Raw genomic sequence first — 16,079 nt, 5'->3', positions numbered from 1 at the left:
TGAAAGCCGGCGGAAGCGGTCAGCCATGCCACACATTCTTGAGATGCACCGGCACCCGCCATGGCCGCACCAGCATCACATCGATCCGGATATTTTCCGCGCCTGCGCCATAGCGCGCGACCAGCGCATGCGCCGCATCGATGACGCGGCGCAGTCGATATTCGTCGATCGCCAGAGCGAGCGCGGCCGCATCGCCGCGGGTCTTCACCTCGATGAAGGCGAGGGTTCGGCCGCGGCGGGCGATCAGGTCGACTTCGCCGCGGTGCGTGCGGACCCGCTCGCCGACGATACGCCATCCCTGCAGCCGCAGCCACCATGCTGCCATGCGCTCGCCGGAGCGGCCCTGTTGCTCCGCGGCGCGGCGGTTCAATCGCCGTCCTTGATCGCCATCGCCCGTGCGTAGAGCTCGCGGCGGTTGATGCCCGTCGCCTTGGCGACTTCGCCCGCGGCCCGGGCAACCGGCAGATGCTCGAGCGCCGCTCGGAGCAGGACGTCGGCATCGTCGGCGGTTGCGGCGGGCCTGGGGCCGGGCGGCCCGACGATCACCACGATCTCCCCCTTCGGCGCGACATCGGCATAGCGCACCGCCAGATCGGCCAGCGGCGCCGTCACGGCTTCCTCGAAGGTCTTGCTGATCTCCCGCACGACCGCGGCGTCGCGCTCGCCCAGCCCCTGCGCCAGCGCCTTCAGCGTGGCGCCGAGGCGTGGCCCGGATTCGTAGAGGATCAGCGTGGCGCGGACCGCTGCAACCTCTGTGATTGCATCTTCGCGCGCCTTCTCCTTGGCGGGCAGGAAGCCGAGGAAGAAGAAGCGGTCGGTCGGCAGGCCGGCGAGCGTCAGCGCCGCGACCGCCGCGCAGGGGCCCGGGATGGTGGTTACGGCGATCCCGGCCGCGCGCGCGTCGCGCACCAGTTTGTAGCCGGGATCGGAGATCAGCGGCGTTCCTGCGTCGGAGACGAGCGCCACCGCCTGCGTCGCCATCCTCGTGATCAGGCCGGGCCGCACCTTGTCGGCGTTATGATCGTGATAGGGCGTCATCGGCCGCTTGGCGCCGATGCGGTGGAGCAGCTTGGCGGTGACGCGGCTGTCCTCGACCGCGATCGTCTCGGCGCGCGCGAGCACCGACGCGGCGCGCGGCGAAAGATCGCCCAAGTTGCCGATTGGCGTGGCCACGATATACAGGCCCGGGGGCAGGGGTGCTTCGGACGCTTGCGCGTCGGCTGCACCCTGGTCGACAATAGCGTTCATAAGGCAGAGTAGATGGCAGACGCCCCCGCTTACAGGCAACCGCGATATGCATTTCTGAAAAAGGCGGCGCTCGGGCTGTCGATTTTCCTGGCAAGCTGCACCGGCATGATTCCCAAAGGCCGGCCGGGTCCGGTCGCACCGGAGCGGCCGGCCGAAGCGCAGAACCAAGGCGGATTACCACAGGACCAGCTGCGCCATCGGGTGGCTCTGCTGGTACCGCTGACCGGCGCGAACGCGGCGGTGGGCCAGTCCATCGCCAATGCCGCGACGATGGCGCTGATCGACACCGGCACCAAATCGGTACGGATGACGACCTACGACACCGCGACCGGCGCTGCGGGTGCCGCGCAGCGCGCGCTCGCCGACGGCAATAGGCTGTTCCTCGGCCCGCTGCTGTCCGAAGATGCGGCCGCGGTGGCGCCCGCCGCGCGCAGTGCCGGCGTGCCGGTGATCTCCTATTCCAACGACGCCTCGGTCGCGGGCAACGGCATATTCGTGATGGGCTTTTCGCCGGCCCAATCGATCGATCGCGTGGTCCGCTACGCCAAGGGCAGGGGTGTACACCGTTTCGCAGCGCTGGTGCCCACCGGCGTCTATGGCCGTAACGCATCGACCGCGATGATCCGCTCGGTCGAAAATGCCGGCGGCAATCTGGTGGCGATGAAGAACTATACCCGCAACGCCAAGGCGCTCGAACGCGCCGTTGCGGAGCTGGGCCGCAACCAAGCCTATGACGGCGTGCTGATTGCCGATAATGCTCGGCTCGCGATCGGCGCGGCGCCGCTGATCCGCAAGAGCTCGAGCCCGCAGGCTCGCATCCTCGGCACCGAGCTATGGGCGGCCGAGCCGGGCGCGCTCGCTAGCGCCGCGCTGGGCGGCGCGTGGTTCGCCAGCGTTTCCGACGCACGCTATCGTCAGCTGGCCGCAGCTTATCGCCGACAGTTCGGCAAGGCGCCATTCCGGCTTGCGAGCCTCGGTTATGATTCGATGCTGCTGGTCGTTAAGATCGCTCGCGACTGGCCGATGACCGAGCGGTTCCCCGCCGACCGGCTGCGCGACGAGGACGGATTCGTCGGCGTCGACGGCGCGTTCCGCTTCGGCCTCAGCGGCGTCGCGCAGCGCGCGCTGGAGGTGGACGAGGCGAGCCCCGCGGGGGTGAAGACGGTGTCGCCTGCGCCCGCGAATTTTAAGGATTAGGGCGATCGCATCAGAACCTGTTCCGTCATCCCCGCGGAGGCCGGGATCTCAGGAGACAAGGGCGCGCCTCATCCTCATGAGATTCCCGCCTCCGCCGGAATGACGAGGAGGGCTGGACGTGTCTAAACCGCTACAATCTCCGCGAGGATGGCATCGAGGAGCAGCATACCGGCCTCGGTAACTTGAAGAAGGTCACTCTCACATATCAGTAGGTCTTGCCTTGTCAGCCGCTGCACGGCGGCGTCCTTCACGAGGCGCTCCACGGATAATCCGGTGGCGTCGGCAATCCTTGCCAGATCGACACCCTCGCCGAGCCGCAGTCCCATCAGCAGCGCTTCCTGCGCGCGGGCTTCGGGACTGAGCTTATCCTCCTGCTCGATGCCATGGCCGTTCGCGTCGACGCGGTTGAGCCAGTTCTCCGGCTTCTTTCGCCTGACGGTGGCCATGCCGTTGCGGCGGCCGTGGGCTCCAGGCCCGATGCCGGCATAGCTGCCATAGCGCCAGTAGGTCAGATTGTGGCGGCTCTCGGCCCCGGGGCGAGCGTGGTTCGAAATCTCATAGGCGGGCAGGCCCGCGGCGGCGGTACGCGCCCGGGTCTGTTCGAACAGGTCGGCCGCATGGTCGCTGTCGAGTGTCGCCAGTTCGCCTTTGGCAAGACGCGCCGCGAACTGCGTGCCCGGTTCGATGGTGAGCTGGTAGAGCGAGAGGTGCTCCGTGCCGAAGCTTATGGCGCGGGCGAGCTCGCTGTCCCAGGCGTCCGGCGTCTGCCCCGGCCGCGCGTAGATCAGGTCGAAGCTCACGCGGCGGAACGCGCGCTGCGCGGTGTCGAGCGCAGATAGCCCCTCCGCTACGTCATGAGCCCGGCCGAGATAGTGTAATGCCTCGTCGTCAAGCGCCTGGAGGCCCAGCGATACGCGATTGACGCCAGCCCGTGCGAGATCATGGAAACGCGCGGCTTCCACCGACGACGGGTTCGCTTCCAGCGTGATCTCGATATCGTCGGCGACGCTCCAAAGGCCAGCGGCGGCATCGATCAGCGCGGCGACCGTCTCGGGCGGCATCAGCGACGGGGTTCCGCCGCCGAAGAAGATGGACGTCAGCCTGCGGCCAGGCAGCTCCGCCGCCTCATGCGCGAGGTCCTTGAGCAGCGCCGCGCGCCAGGCCGCCTGGTCGACGCTTTCGCGGACATGGCTGTTGAAGTCGCAATAGGGACATTTGGAGACGCAGAACGGCCAATGAACATAGAGGGCGAGCGCCGCTTCCCTCTCCCTTTCGAGGGAAGCGGCCAATGTCAGAAAACCGCCGCAACCAGCTTGGCGAACGCGTCGGCGCGGTGGCTGATCGCATGTTTCGCAGCGGGATCCATCTCGCCGAAACTGACGTCATGGCCGAGCGGCTGGAACATCGCGTCATAGCCGAAGCCGTTTTCGCCACGCGGCGGCCAGATCAGCACGCCATCGACACGGCCTTCGAAGGTTTCGACATGTCCATCTGGCCAGGCGATCGACAGCGCGCAGACGAAATGGGCATCGCGCCCCACATCATCGCCCTGTTCGACCAGGCGGGCGTGGACGCGGCGCATGCCCTCGTCGAAGTCGCGCCGACCATTCGCCAGCTCGGCCCACCGCGCCGAAAAGATTCCCGGTTCCCCGCCGAGCGCTTCGACGCACAGGCCGCTGTCGTCGGCGAGCGCAGGAAGGCCGGTCAGGTCCGCCGAGAAGCGCGCCTTGAGTTCCGCATTGGCGACGAAGCTGACCCCGGTTTCCTCCGGCTCGGGCACGCCCAGCGCGCCCGCCGAGACCGTCTCGATTCCGAAGGGTGCGAGCAGTTCGCCGATTTCCCTCAGCTTGCCCTTGTTATGGCTGGCGATCACCAGTTTGCCGGGGGCGAGCTTGCGATGCGGGATCTCGGCGACGTTGCTCACCGTCCGACAGCCTTGCGCTGCGCGGCGAAGATCTCGCCGCAGCCGATGCGTGCCAGCCGGAGCAGTCTCAACAGCGCCTCCTCATCATAGGTGGCTCCCTCAGCGGTCGCCTGTGCCTCGGCGATATTGCCGTCGTCGAGCAACACGAAATTGGCGTCGGCGTGCGCGTTCGAGTCCTCGATATAATCGAGGTCGAGCACCGGAGTACCCTCATAGATGCCGCAAGACACCGCCGCGACCTGGGCAATGATCGGATCCTCGGTCAGTTGCCCAGCCGCCATCAGCTTGTCGACGGCCAGCCTGAGCGCGACCCATCCGCCAGAGATAGAGGCGGTGCGGGTTCCACCATCTGCCTGGATCACGTCGCAGTCGATCACGATCTGCCGCTCGCCGAGCTTGGTCATGTCGACCACGGCGCGTAGCGAGCGGCCGATCAGCCTCTGAATCTCCTGGGTGCGGCCCGACTGCTTGCCCTTCGCCGCCTCGCGGCTGCCGCGGGTGTGGGTGGCGCGGGGCAGCATGCCATATTCGGCGGTGACCCAGCCCTGGCCCTTGCCGCGCAGGAAGGGCGGCACCTTTTCATCGATCGATGCAGTCACGAGCACCTTGGTGCCGCCGAAGCCGATCAGGACCGATCCTTCGGCGTGGACGGTGAAGCCGGTTTCGATGCTGATCGGGCGCATCTGATCGGGGGTGCGGCCGGATGGGCGCATGGAGATTCCTTCATTGTTAAGAGCCGGGTCTCTTAGGAGCCGACGACGAAAGTTGGAAGCCTGTTGAGCAGCGCGCGCAGCTTCCCTATCTGTGCCGCGTGAACAGTCAGCCGATGTCCGAAATGTCGACTCGCACGCGCGAAGTGTTTCGCGTCGTGGTCGAGAGCTATCTGGGGTCGGGCACCCCGGTGGGATCGCGCACGATATCAAAGCTTGCCGGGCTTAACCTTTCCCCAGCGTCGATCCGCAACGTGATGCAGGACCTGGAAGAGTTGGGACTGCTCGAGGCGCCGCACACGTCGGCTGGCCGGATGCCGACCCAGAACGGGCTGCGGCTGTTCGTCGACGGCATGATGCAGACGGCCGAGCCTTCGGCCGAGGAGCGCGCCGCGATCGAAGCGCGCGCTTCGCGCGGCAGTCCCGTCGAGGAGGCGTTGGCGCAGACAAGCGCGGTGCTGTCCGGCCTGTCGGCTTGTGCGGGGATCGTGCTGGTGCCCCGCTATGAGCCGGTGCTGCGCCAGTTCAGCTTCGTACCGCTGTCGCGCCAGCAGGCGGTCGCAGTGTTGGTGGGCGAGGATGGCAGCGTTGAAAATCGCGTGGTCGATCTTCCATCAGACCTGCCGCCTTCGGTGCTGGTCGAGGCCGGCAATTTCATCAGCGAGCGGCTCGCGGGACTGACGCTCAGCGAGGCGCGCGCGCGGATGGAGGCGGAGATCGGCCGGGAACGCGTCGCGCTGGACCAGGCGGCGGCGGCGCTGGTGACGCAGGGACTTGCGGTCTGGTCTCAGGACGGCAGTGCCCGGCCAGTGCTGATCGTGCGCGGCCAGGCCAATCTGATCGACCCCACCGCGGCCGCCGATCTCGAGCGCGTTCGCCAGCTGCTCGATGAGATAGAGAGCAAGGAGGAGATCGCTCGGCTGCTCGAAGGCGCCCGTGCGGGGCAGGGGATGAAGATCTTTATCGGTTCGGAGAACAAGCTATTCTCGCTATCGGGCTCCTCGGTCATCGCGGCCCCCTATCGCGGTGCCGATGGCCGTGTCGTGGGCGTGGTGGGCGTTATAGGGCCGACCCGGCTCAATTATGCCCGCATCGTGCCGATGGTCGATTTCACCGCGCAGGCGCTGACCCGGATGATGGCCTGAACAACTATCGCCGCGCAGAGCTCAGTTGCTGTTGTGCTGCCCACCCTTGGACACCAACGCCATGACCACCGGTTCGCTGAGTGCCTCCTCGAACTGGACGCCGAATCGGTTACCTTCGACCCAGCGGACGATGCCAGGGACCTCCAGGCTTTGCCTTTCAAGCAGCAGCCTGCAGCCCACCGGTGGGGGCGGCGAAGCGCTCAGCATCGCGCCGCCTTGCGACACGTCGAGCAGCACCCCGCTGGATTCGCCATGCACCGAATAGAAGGTTGCCGCGAGCATGATGCGAAAGCGGCCATGGCGTCGCTCGTTCGCTTCCACTTGTTCACTGGCGTAGGCCATGGGGTCCCTGATCCCAGAATCGATTCCGTTGCGATCCTGCTTCTATCGGAATTATCGCTAATGAATGGCTAATGTGAGCAGTTGACGACATTTTTCCCCTGATGTCCGCCACTGTGGTAGAACCGCGCGATGAACGAGCCGCCGATCGCTCCCGTAACGGTCACCAACCCGCCTGCAGCTTCGGACGTGGTACCGAAGCCGGGCGAGGTCGTGGTGCGTCATCGGCTGTCGACGCGGCTTTGGCACTGGGTGAATGCGTTCACGATCTTCGTCATGCTGATGAGCGGACTGATGATCTTCAACGCGCATCCACGGCTATATTGGGGGCAATACGGAGCCAATGCCGACAAGGCTTGGCTGCAGATCGGAGCATCCGCCGATCGTGGGATTTTCGTGCTTGGCAGCAAGAAGATCGAGACGACCGGTGTGCTTGGCCTGTGGAAGGATCCGCAGGGGGCAATGCAGCGCCGCGCCTTTCCGTGGTGGGCGACGATCCCTTCCAGCTATAGTCTGGCCGATGCTCGGCTGTGGCATTTTTTCTTCGCCTGGGTGCTGGTGATTGCCGGGCTGGGATATTGGCTCGTCAGCCTGATAAACCGGCATCTGCAGCGCGACCTGCTGCCGCGCCGAGACGAACTTCACCCGCGGCACATCTGGCATGATATCCGCGACCATGCGCGGCTGCGCTTTCCGACGGGCGTGGCCGCGCTTCGTTATAATATTCTTCAGAAGCTTGCCTATCTCTCTGTGTTATTTGTCTTGTTTCCGCTGATCGTGTTGACCGGACTGACCATGTCACCGGCGGTCGATGCTACCTGGCCCTGGCTGCTCGATCTGTTCGGCGGGCGGCAGTCGGCGCGGTCGATCCACTTCCTGTGCGCCCTTGGATTCATTGTCTTCATCCTTGTCCACTTATTGATGGTGATCCTGGCCGGTCCCTATAACGAGGTGCGCTCGATGATCACCGGCCGCTTCCGCCTGCCTGGGGAGCGCCAGTCATGATCACTCGGCGCGGATTGATCGGCTCGCTCGCCGCGGGTGCTGGCGGCGTGCTGCTGTCGGGCTGCAACAAGATCAACGCCGATCCGGGCGTGCGGTCGCTGCTGCAAAGCGCGGAGGGGCTGACGATGCGCGCGCAGCGGATCATAGGCGACCGCACGATGCTGGCGCGCGAATTCGGCGCCGCCGATCTGTCGCCGGTGTTCCGGTCCAATGGCACCCGTCAACCCGCGGGCGCCGATTACGAGTCGCACCGGCTGTCCAACTTCGCCGACTGGCGGCTGAGCGTGGATGGGTTGGTGGCGCGCCCACAGAGCTTTTCGATGGCGCAGATCCGCGGCATGCCACGCCGCACGCAGATCACTCGCCACGACTGTGTCGAAGGCTGGAGCGCCATCGGTCAGTGGACCGGAGTGCCGCTCAAGCTGCTGCTCGATCAAGCCGGGCTGCGATCCAGCGCGCGCTACCTGATCTTCCACTGCGCGGACCGCTACGCGCAGGCCGACTATTACGAGAGCATCGACCTGATCGACGCTTTACATCCGCAAACCATCCTAGCCTGGGGACTGAACCGGCAACTCCTGCCGGTGGGCAACGGCGCACCGTTGCGGCTTAGGGTCGAGCGGCAGCTCGGCTATAAGCACGCCAAATATGTCCAGCGGATCGAGGCGGTGGACAGCCTGGCCAGCCGCGGCCTCGGCAAGGGCGGTTACTGGGAGGATTATCACGACTATGCCTGGTATGCGGGGATCTGAACCCGCGACTCACCCCAGCGCGGCAGGCCTACGGCTCTCGATCCAGCTGAACAGGCCGACGCCTCCGATCACCAGCACCGTCCCCGCCGCTTCCGGCAGTCCGAAGGGCTCGCCCAGCACCATGATCGCCAGGACGATCGTGACCAGCGGGCTCAGGGTTGAGATGATCGCAGTTCCCTGCGCGCCGATCCGCGCCGTGCCGGCAGACATCATGAAGGTCGGTATGATCGTCGAGAAGATCGCCAGGGCGGAAATCAGCAGCCACGCGTCAGTCGGCAGCGCCAGGACCGAGATGCTCCGGGTGGCGAGGAATTGCAGGATCAAGGTCAGGCCGGCCGCGCTCATGGCAATGGCGGAGAACAGCGCGGGCCCGCAGCGCAGGATCATCTCGCGTGCGAAAATCTGGTATAGCGCAAAGGCCGCCGCCGCCATCAGCACCAGCGCGGCGCCGCTCAGCATCGGCGGCGTCAGGCGAGCCGGGTCCGCGCCGAACATCACAATCAGTCCGGCATAGCTCAGCGATGCTCCCGCGAGCGCATGCAGCCGCAGCGGATGCTTGAGCAGCACCCGCCCGAACAGCAGCACCAGAAAGGGATAGGTGAACAGGATCAGCCGTTCGGTCTGCGCCTCCAGCGTCTCCAGGCCTTCGAAGTCGAGCCAAGACGAAACATGATAACCGATTATGCCCACCATAGCGGCGAGCCCGATGCTGTGCATGTCCGGCCGTTTGTCGAGCGGCCGCCGCCGCCATTCGATCAGCCCCACCGTCGCGAAGACCGGCAGCGACAGCATCATGCGCACCGCGAGCAAGCCGGTGCTGTCGATCGGGTAGACATAGATGAGCTTGATGAGCACGCCCTTAATGGCGAACAGCATCGCACCGGCAGCGGACAGGGCGAAGCCAGTCAGCCGCCACCTTTGTGCCGGCGTAGATCGGATAGCCATCGATATTCCTTTCCCCTCCCGCGCGGGAGGGGATGAGATTCAGCCTGCCGCTTGGTCCACGGGAGCGCGGCCGCGCTTCACAAGCATCTTGTTGAGCGCGTTCACATAGGCTTTGGCCGAGGCGACCATCGTGTCCTGATGCGCGCCGCGCCCGCGAGTGGTGCGGCCCTGCTCCGAAAGCAGCACCGAGACCTCAGCCTGTGCGTCGGTGCCGCCGGTGACGGCATGGACTTCGTAGCGTTCGAGCACCGAGCTGTCGTGCGGGACGATCAGGCGGATCGCATTGAACAGCGCATCGACCGGCCCATTGCCGCGCGAGGTGACGGTTTTCTCCTCGCCATCGATCTCGAGCGTCAGGATCGCGCGCTGCGGCCCATTCGATCCGCAATAGATCTCGACTTCGCGGACCTGGATGGCATCGTGGCCGCGCAGCACCTCGTCATCGACCAGCGCGACGATATCCTCGTCATAGACGGCCTTCTTGGCGTCGGCGAGTTGCTTGAACCGGCCGAAGGCGTCCTGGAAGGCGTTATCGCCGAGCGTATAGCCCAGTTCCTCGAGCTTCTGGCGGAATGCGGCGCGTCCCGAATGCTTGCCCATCACCAAGCTGGACTGGGTCAGGCCGACGCTCTCCGGGGTCATGATCTCGTAGGTCGAGCTGTCCTTGATCATGCCGTCCTGGTGGATGCCGCTCTCATGCGCGAAGGCGTTGGCGCCGACGATCGCCTTGTTAGGCTGTACCTGGAAGCCGGTGATGCCCGAAATCAGCCGCGAAGCGCGGGTGATCTCGGTCGAGACGATGCTGGTGGCGACCGGTATCACGTCGTGGCGGACCTTCAGCGCCATGGCGATCTCCTCGACCGCGGCGTTGCCGGCGCGCTCGCCGATGCCGTTGATGGTCGATTCGACCTGACCCGCACCGGCCATCACCGCCGCCAACGTGTTGGCAACCGCGAGGCCCAGATCATTATGGCAATGGGTCGAAAAGGTCGCGAGATCGGCGTTGGGCACGCGATTGATCATGTCGCGGAACATCGCGCTATAAGTTTCCGGCGTCGCATAGCCCACGGTGTCCGGCAGGTTGATCGTCCGCGCCCCGGCGGCGATTGCGATTTCGATGGCTCGCGCCAGGAAGTCCGGTTCGGAACGCGTCGCGTCCTCGGCCGACCATTCGACATCGGGGCACAGGTTGCGCGCCAGCCGGACGGTGCGGTCGATAGCCTCCAGCACTTCGTCGGGGGACTTGTTGAGCTTGACCCGCATGTGCAGCGGCGACGTGGCGATGAAGGTATGGATCCGCGGTGAGACAGCATGTTGGACCGCTTCCCACGCGCGCTCGATGTCGGCATTGGCGGCGCGCGCCAGGCTCGCGACCGTAGCGCGCTTGCACTGGCGCGCGACTTCGGAGACCGCCTCGAAGTCGCCGGGCGAAGCGATGGCAAAACCCGCCTCGATGATGTCGACGCCCATCGCCTCCAGCTGGGCGGCGACCTGCAGCTTCTCCTCGAGATTCATCGAGCAGCCGGGAGACTGCTCGCCATCGCGCAAGGTCGTATCGAAAATCTTGATTATTCTGGTCACGGAACCTGCTCCTGCTGCAGGGTGGTCATATCGGGCTGAAACATTGACCCCTAGACGCCGTGGCTTGCCGGGCCTGTCGACCCCAAGCGAAAACGCGCGCCTAAGGGCGCGTAAGTCGAAGCAGGAGGAGGGCGGTGTACCGCGTCATTGCCCCGCGCTGATACAGCCAACAGGCTCTGCAAGTCCATAGGCTATTCATCGCGCCTGCTGGAATGGCCGAAAACAGGCACGGACTTCGCTGGTGAAGAGATCCGGCTGCTCAAACGCCGCGAAATGGCCGCCCCGGTCGAGTTCGTTCCAGTGGACGATGTTCCGGTAGTTGCGTTCCGCCCAGCGCCTGCTGGCGCGCGCCATTTCCTTGGGGAAGATGCTGCATCCGGTGGGCACCAGCACCTGCGTCGGGACGAAACCGTCGGCCATGCTTTCCCAATAGAGCCGTGCGGAGGAGGCGCCGCTGCCCGTCAGCCAGTAGAGGCTGATATTGTCGAGCATTTCGTCGGGGCTCAGCACATTTTCAGGATCACCGCCGCAGTCGGTCCAGGCGCGGAATTTCTCGTATATCCAGGCGGCTTGGCCGACCGGAGAATCGACGAGGCTGTAGCCGATCGTCTGCGGTCGGGTCATCTGCTCCGACGAATAGCCGGTCTCCTGCTTCTTGAAGTTGATGAACGACTCCCAACAGGCCTTCTCCCCCTCCGTCCATTCGGACTGATCGGCCGGATCGGGGAAAGCGACGACCATGTTGAGGTGAATCGCCGCCAGGCCTGCCGGGGCGAGGGCGCCGAGTTTTGTCGTCACCGTAGAGCCCCAGTCGCCGCCCTGCGCGACATAGCGGTCGTAGCCGAGCCGTTCCATCAGGGTCGCCCACGCCTGGGCGATGCGCATCACGCCCCAGCCGGTTTCCGCCGGCTTGCCGGAAAAACCATAGCCGGGCAGCGAGGGGACGATCAGGTGGAACGCATCCTCGGCCTTGCCGCCATGCGCGGTGGGGTTCGACAACGGGCCGACCACCTTCAGGAATTCGATGATCGAGCCGGGCCAGCCATGGGTCAGGATCAGCGGCAACGCATCGGGGTGCGGGGAACGGACATGCATGAAGTGGATCTGAAGGCCATCGATCTCGGCGCGGAACTGGCCAAGCGCGTTGAGCCGGGCTTCGCAGCGCCGCCAGTCATAGCCATTGCGCCAATATTCGCAGAGTGCCCGGAGCTTGGCGAGCGGTGCGCCCTGCGACCAGTCGTCCACGGGCTCCTTTTCCGGCCAACGGGCATGATCCAGCCGGCGATGAAGATCGTCGAGGTCTGCCTGTGGAACGGCGAGCTGGAAGCTTTCGATTATCGACATGATTTCTCCGTGACGTGGCTGGAAACCTATGTGCTGCCTGGCGCGCTGGCAATCAGGCCTTCGGGCGGAGCGCCTCCGCCAGCGAGGCGGTTGCACTGCCCCGCCGGGCAGGCTTTGGCTGATCGGGAGAGGGCGCCCACCCGGTGAGGTAGATGAGTTCGAAGCTCTCGCGCAGCCGCCCGTCGGGACCGCTGGCAGCCTGGAATTGCCGGAACAGTTCGACGAGCCAGGCACGCCCCGGCCCCTTGCGCGCGCGCTGGATCAGCACATTGGTGGCGGCCATCCCGCGCAGATCGCGCATCAGCCGGAGGGGATCGCCATAACCGATGTCGAGCCGCTCGCCGTCGGCAACCGGCAGCGCGAACCCAGCGCGTGACAGCAGGTCGCCCGCCGAACGGACATCGATCTGGGGATGGATGCGCGGCACCGCGCCACCAGTCGTTGCGCTGTCGGCCGCTAGGGTAGCGGATTTCAGCCAGGTCAGGCTGCCGGCACCGGCAAAGGCTGCCAGGAACAGGCCGTCCGGCCGCAGCACCCGCCGGATCAGCGCGAGCGCGCCGGGGACGTCGTTGACGCTGTCGAGCACGCCAGCGGACACCACCAGGTCGAAGCTCGCATCGGCAAAGGGCAGGCGGTCTTCGTCGCATTGAACGCCGCGTGAGGCACGGGCGAAGGCGAAACCTGCATCGGCGCTGACGATCCGGCGTCCGGGCGCGGCAAAACGCCCGGCCAGCCGCCCGTCATAGCTGCCAAGCACCAGGACTCTGCCGAACGCGCGCGTCACTATCGAGAGCCGTTGGACGAGTTCGTCCGCCATATGTTCGATCAGGAAGCCCTGATCCGAGAACATCGGCACGGCGCGGTCCCGCCGCAGTCGTCGTATGGTCCGGTCGAAAATCTCGGGCTGATCCATCGCCGCGCTTGTGCCGCGGGGGTGGTTGCGTGACAAGGCTCCATGGGGCTGATCGGTGGCGTCAAAGCGGTGATCGGGGCAGGGGTGGCGTTCGCGCTGCCGCCGCGCTGTCCTGGCTGCGGTGCGATTACACCTGATGTCGACGTCTTCTGCATCGACTGCTGGTCGGCACTCGCTTTCCTGGGCGATCCGCAATGCGCTCGATGCGGTGCGCCATTCGAGATCGATCCCGGCGCGGGCGCTCTATGCGGCGCCTGCCATGCCGATCCGCCGCCGATCGATGCGATGCGGGCGGCCGTTGCCTATGGCGCAATCGCGCGTGCGCTCGCGCTCAAGCTCAAATATGGGCGACGACCGGGTATCGCCCGCACCATGGCGGCGCAGATGCGCCGGCACATGGCGCGCGAGGGCGAGTGGCTGATAGTGCCGGTACCACTTCACCGCTGGCGGATATGGTCCCGCGGCTACAATCAGTCGGCGTTGATCGCCCGCGCGCTGATCCCGAAATCCGGCCATCTCCTTCTGCTCGACGCGCTGACCCGCACCCGAGCGACGCCGATGCTGCGTGGGCTGGGTCCGGATCGCCGCGCGCGGGCGGTGCGCGGCGCGTTCGCCGTGCGCGACAAGGCGGCGGTCGCCGGCCGGCCGGTGCTGCTGGTGGACGACGTCTACACCACCGGCGCCACCGTCAATGCCTGCGCAAGGGCGCTCAAACGCGCCGGTGCGGCGCGGGTGGAGGTGCTCTGCTGGGCGCGCGTGGTGCGCGACGAGGATGTGGCGCATTGACTTTCCGGCGGGCCGACAACATTTCGACGGTGAGAAGGACCCCGCTGCATGCCCAAAGTCGAAATCTACACAAAGGCTTTCTGCCCCTATTGCTCCCGCGCCAAGGCGCTGCTCGAGGTGAAGGGCGTCGCGTTCGACGAATATGACATCAGTTCGGGCGGGCCGAAGCGCGCCGAGATGCTGCAACGCGCGAACGGCGGCTATACCGTCCCGCAGATATTTATCGACGGCAACCATATTGGCGGCTGCGACGATATCTTCGCGCTCGATGGCGCCGGAAAGCTCGATCCGTTGCTGACCGCCTGATGCGCGTTGCGGTCCACCAGAGCCGGACGGGGATCGATCCCGCCGCCAATGCCCGCTCGCTCGTCGACGCGATAGGGCAGGCGAGGGCGGGCGGGGCGGACATGCTGTTCACTCCCGAAATGTCCGGTCTGCTCGACCAGAAGCGCGCTCGGGCTGCCGCGCATCTGCAGGATGAGGCAAGCGATCCGGTGCTGGCGGCGGTTCGTGCCGCCGCGGCCGACGCAGGCCTTTGGGTCGACCTAGGTTCGCTGGCACTGACCGGCGGATCCGACGGCCGGCTAGTCAATCGCGGCTTCATCATCGACGACAAGGGCGCGATCCGCGCGCGGTACGACAAGATCCATTTGTTCGACGTCGATCTGCCAACCGGGGAGAGCTGGCGCGAGTCCACGGCCTATGCGCCGGGTGAACGGTGCGTGGTGGCGGTGACGCCTTGGGCCAGGATCGGACTCTCGATCTGCTACGACATGCGCTTCCCGGATCTTTACCGCGCGCTGAGCAATGCGGGCGCCGAGCTATTGTCGGTGCCGGCCGCGTTCACCGTGCCGACCGGTCGGGCGCATTGGCATGTTCTGCTGCGCGCCCGCGCGATCGAGGCGGGGGCGTTCGTGATCGCCGCGGCGCAATCCGGCGAGCATGAGGACGGTCGCGCCACCTATGGCCATTCGCTGGTGGTCGACCCATGGGGCGAGATACTGCTCGACATGGGCGAGGGCGAGGGCGTTGGTTTCGCCGAGCTGGATATGGCCCGTCTTGCCGATATACGGGCGCGAGTGCCCGTTCTCCAGCACCGCCGCGCCATCGCGCCGGTCGAGGTCAGCGCATGATCGTCTTCGATCTCAGCTGCAAAAATGCCGGCCATGTCTTTGAGATCTGGTTCGGTTCATCCGCCGACTATGAGGGGCAAAAGGCTCGCGGGCTGGTGAGTTGTCCCTATTGCGGATCGACGGATATCGACAAGGCGGTGATGGCGCCTAATGTAGGGGCCAAGGGCAATAGCCGCCGCGAGACCGCGACCGCCGTCGTGCCTGCCGCCGCCAATGTGCCTTCGCCTACCGACTTCAAGGCGATGGTGAAAAAGCTGGCCGAGGTGCAGGCAAGGATGCTCGAAGGCTCCGACTATGTCGGCCCCAGCTTTGCCGACCAGGCGCGCTCGATGCACCTGGGCGAGCAGGATGTGCGGCCGATCCACGGCCAGACCACGATCGAGGAAGCCAAGGCGCTGATCGAGGAGGGCGTACCTGTCGCGCCGCTGCTGCTGCCGGTGGTGCCGCCCGAGACCAAGAACTGAGCGAGGCGCGTCGACATCCGTCGGAAGCGAAGTGGTCGAAGGAGGAGTGAGAGGGTGTGGTGGTCCCGGAGGGACTCGAACCCCCGACGCCCACTTTAGGAAAGTGGCGCTCTATCCGGCTGAGCTACGGAACCATGGAGGCGCTTCCTAATCCCGCGAGATGATTCGGTCCAGCCATCTCGGCGCGGTGAAGAGAATCGAACAGGGTAAGCTAACCATCTGATTTGGTTTTATCGAAACGGGTTGAGATCGGCTAAAGCCCCAGCCGGCCTCCGGAATCGCCACAAGCCCGGGTTCGAAACACTATGTTCTGTCATGTCGGGTCTGCCATTCCGGCTGCCCGAGCCGTCCGGCCTGGCGGGTGTCGAGCGGGGCGTCCGGCGGCATCGGCGATGTGGATAGCCAGTTCGACGTCGTTCATCATGCCTCGTCGAGCAGGCGTGCGATGATGGTATCGGCGGCGGCTTCAGCGGACAGGCTGGTAGTGTCGATGCGGATCTCGGGATTTTCGGGGGCTTCATACGGCGAGTCTATGCCGGTGAAGTTCTTGAGCTCGCCGGCGCGGGCTTTCTTGTAGAGGCCCTTGACGTCGC

Annotated in this window: 19 protein-coding genes and 1 tRNA gene; 8 read left to right on the top strand and 12 right to left on the bottom strand. The window is 65.7% G+C overall.

From position 1 onward, the window contains the following. Positions 1-19: 19 nt before the first annotated feature. On the bottom strand, positions 20-370 hold the full coding sequence (locus AAC645_RS09400; protein ID WP_340315514.1) for a YraN family protein: 351 nt from the start codon (positions 368-370) through the stop codon (positions 20-22). Beyond that, positions 367-1,248: a 16S rRNA (cytidine(1402)-2'-O)-methyltransferase gene (rsmI, locus tag AAC645_RS09395; RefSeq protein WP_340315513.1), complete on the bottom strand. Its 882-nt coding sequence runs from the start codon at positions 1,246-1,248 to the stop codon at positions 367-369. Before rsmI ends, AAC645_RS09400 begins: the two co-directional genes overlap by 4 nt. A 12-nt stretch (positions 1,249-1,260) precedes the next feature. On the opposite strand from rsmI, the gene AAC645_RS09390 reads away from it, so the two are divergent. Continuing rightward, positions 1,261-2,445, top strand: a complete 1,185-nt coding sequence (locus AAC645_RS09390; protein ID WP_340315511.1) for a penicillin-binding protein activator — start codon at positions 1,261-1,263, stop codon at positions 2,443-2,445. A gap of 122 nt (positions 2,446-2,567) precedes the next feature. Here the strand turns inward: AAC645_RS09390 and hemW are convergent, their stop codons facing one another. The 3 genes from hemW to rph are packed head-to-tail and all read right to left on the bottom strand — an operon-like array spanning position 2,568 to position 5,082. After that, complete coding sequence (hemW, locus tag AAC645_RS09385) at positions 2,568-3,734, bottom strand: radical SAM family heme chaperone HemW (RefSeq protein ID WP_340315509.1); 1,167 nt, start codon at positions 3,732-3,734, stop codon at positions 2,568-2,570. Between the two features lie 2 nt (positions 3,735-3,736). Then, the gene (gene rdgB, locus AAC645_RS09380; protein ID WP_340315507.1) at positions 3,737-4,369 is read right to left on the bottom strand and encodes an RdgB/HAM1 family non-canonical purine NTP pyrophosphatase; all 633 of its coding nucleotides are present in this window, start codon (positions 4,367-4,369) and stop codon (positions 3,737-3,739) included. Beyond that, positions 4,366-5,082: a ribonuclease PH gene (rph, locus tag AAC645_RS09375; protein ID WP_340315505.1), complete on the bottom strand. Its 717-nt coding sequence runs from the start codon at positions 5,080-5,082 to the stop codon at positions 4,366-4,368. The genes rdgB and rph overlap by 4 nt, the downstream gene beginning before the upstream one ends. A 113-nt stretch (positions 5,083-5,195) precedes the next feature. Between rph and hrcA the strand changes: the two genes are divergently transcribed. After that, positions 5,196-6,224, top strand: coding sequence for a heat-inducible transcriptional repressor HrcA (gene hrcA / locus AAC645_RS09370; RefSeq protein WP_422785816.1), 1,029 nt, complete (start codon positions 5,196-5,198; stop codon positions 6,222-6,224). Positions 6,225-6,245: 21 nt separating this feature from the next. Here the strand turns inward: hrcA and AAC645_RS09365 are convergent, their stop codons facing one another. Next, on the bottom strand, positions 6,246-6,566 hold the full coding sequence (locus AAC645_RS09365) for a PilZ domain-containing protein (RefSeq protein ID WP_340315501.1): 321 nt from the start codon (positions 6,564-6,566) through the stop codon (positions 6,246-6,248). A gap of 129 nt (positions 6,567-6,695) precedes the next feature. On the opposite strand from AAC645_RS09365, the gene AAC645_RS09360 reads away from it, so the two are divergent. Both AAC645_RS09360 and AAC645_RS09355 read left to right on the top strand, forming a co-directional pair. Next, positions 6,696-7,568 carry a cytochrome b/b6 domain-containing protein gene (locus AAC645_RS09360; protein ID WP_340315499.1) on the top strand — a complete coding sequence of 291 codons (873 nt, stop codon included), beginning with the start codon at positions 6,696-6,698 and terminating at the stop codon, positions 7,566-7,568. Further along, on the top strand, positions 7,565-8,320 hold the full coding sequence (locus AAC645_RS09355; RefSeq protein WP_340315498.1) for a molybdopterin-binding protein: 756 nt from the start codon (positions 7,565-7,567) through the stop codon (positions 8,318-8,320). Before AAC645_RS09360 ends, AAC645_RS09355 begins: the two co-directional genes overlap by 4 nt. A 9-nt stretch (positions 8,321-8,329) precedes the next feature. Here the strand turns inward: AAC645_RS09355 and AAC645_RS09350 are convergent, their stop codons facing one another. The 4 genes from AAC645_RS09350 to AAC645_RS09335 form a co-directional block, all read right to left on the bottom strand. Further along, positions 8,330-9,265 (bottom strand): DMT family transporter, encoded by a 936-nt coding sequence (locus tag AAC645_RS09350; protein WP_340315497.1) that lies wholly within the window; start codon positions 9,263-9,265, stop codon positions 8,330-8,332. A gap of 39 nt (positions 9,266-9,304) precedes the next feature. Beyond that, positions 9,305-10,846, bottom strand: a complete 1,542-nt coding sequence (locus AAC645_RS09345) for a 2-isopropylmalate synthase (RefSeq protein WP_340315496.1) — start codon at positions 10,844-10,846, stop codon at positions 9,305-9,307. A 195-nt stretch (positions 10,847-11,041) separates the two neighbouring features. After that, positions 11,042-12,190 carry an epoxide hydrolase family protein gene (locus AAC645_RS09340; protein WP_340315494.1) on the bottom strand — a complete coding sequence of 383 codons (1,149 nt, stop codon included), beginning with the start codon at positions 12,188-12,190 and terminating at the stop codon, positions 11,042-11,044. A 52-nt stretch (positions 12,191-12,242) separates the two neighbouring features. After that, on the bottom strand, positions 12,243-13,103 hold the full coding sequence (locus tag AAC645_RS09335; protein ID WP_340315493.1) for a methyltransferase domain-containing protein: 861 nt from the start codon (positions 13,101-13,103) through the stop codon (positions 12,243-12,245). A 42-nt stretch (positions 13,104-13,145) separates the two neighbouring features. Here AAC645_RS09335 and AAC645_RS09330 point away from each other — a divergent pair, with 42 nt between their 5' ends. The 4 genes from AAC645_RS09330 to AAC645_RS09315 are packed head-to-tail and all read left to right on the top strand — an operon-like array spanning position 13,146 to position 15,486. Then, on the top strand, positions 13,146-13,889 hold the full coding sequence (locus AAC645_RS09330; RefSeq protein ID WP_340315492.1) for a ComF family protein: 744 nt from the start codon (positions 13,146-13,148) through the stop codon (positions 13,887-13,889). A 48-nt stretch (positions 13,890-13,937) separates the two neighbouring features. Further along, positions 13,938-14,195 carry a glutaredoxin 3 gene (grxC, locus tag AAC645_RS09325; protein WP_340315490.1) on the top strand — a complete coding sequence of 86 codons (258 nt, stop codon included), beginning with the start codon at positions 13,938-13,940 and terminating at the stop codon, positions 14,193-14,195. Beyond that, positions 14,195-15,022, top strand: coding sequence for a carbon-nitrogen hydrolase family protein (locus tag AAC645_RS09320; RefSeq protein ID WP_340315488.1), 828 nt, complete (start codon positions 14,195-14,197; stop codon positions 15,020-15,022). The genes grxC and AAC645_RS09320 overlap by 1 nt, the downstream gene beginning before the upstream one ends. Further along, positions 15,019-15,486, top strand: a complete 468-nt coding sequence (locus AAC645_RS09315; protein WP_340315487.1) for a DUF1178 family protein — start codon at positions 15,019-15,021, stop codon at positions 15,484-15,486. Before AAC645_RS09320 ends, AAC645_RS09315 begins: the two co-directional genes overlap by 4 nt. A 57-nt stretch (positions 15,487-15,543) precedes the next feature. On the opposite strand, the gene AAC645_RS09310 is transcribed toward AAC645_RS09315, so the two are convergent. After that, positions 15,544-15,620: transfer RNA gene (locus AAC645_RS09310), tRNA-Arg, on the bottom strand. 286 nt (positions 15,621-15,906) lie between these two features. Next, positions 15,907-16,079: adenylyl-sulfate kinase (locus tag AAC645_RS09305; RefSeq protein WP_340315764.1), on the bottom strand; the 173-nt coding region annotated here is incomplete at its 5' end.

Source organism: Rhizorhabdus argentea, from assembly GCF_037861105.1.
Lineage (GTDB): Bacteria > Pseudomonadota > Alphaproteobacteria > Sphingomonadales > Sphingomonadaceae > Rhizorhabdus > Rhizorhabdus argentea.
This window is presented reverse-complemented; position numbering and strand designations above follow the sequence as displayed.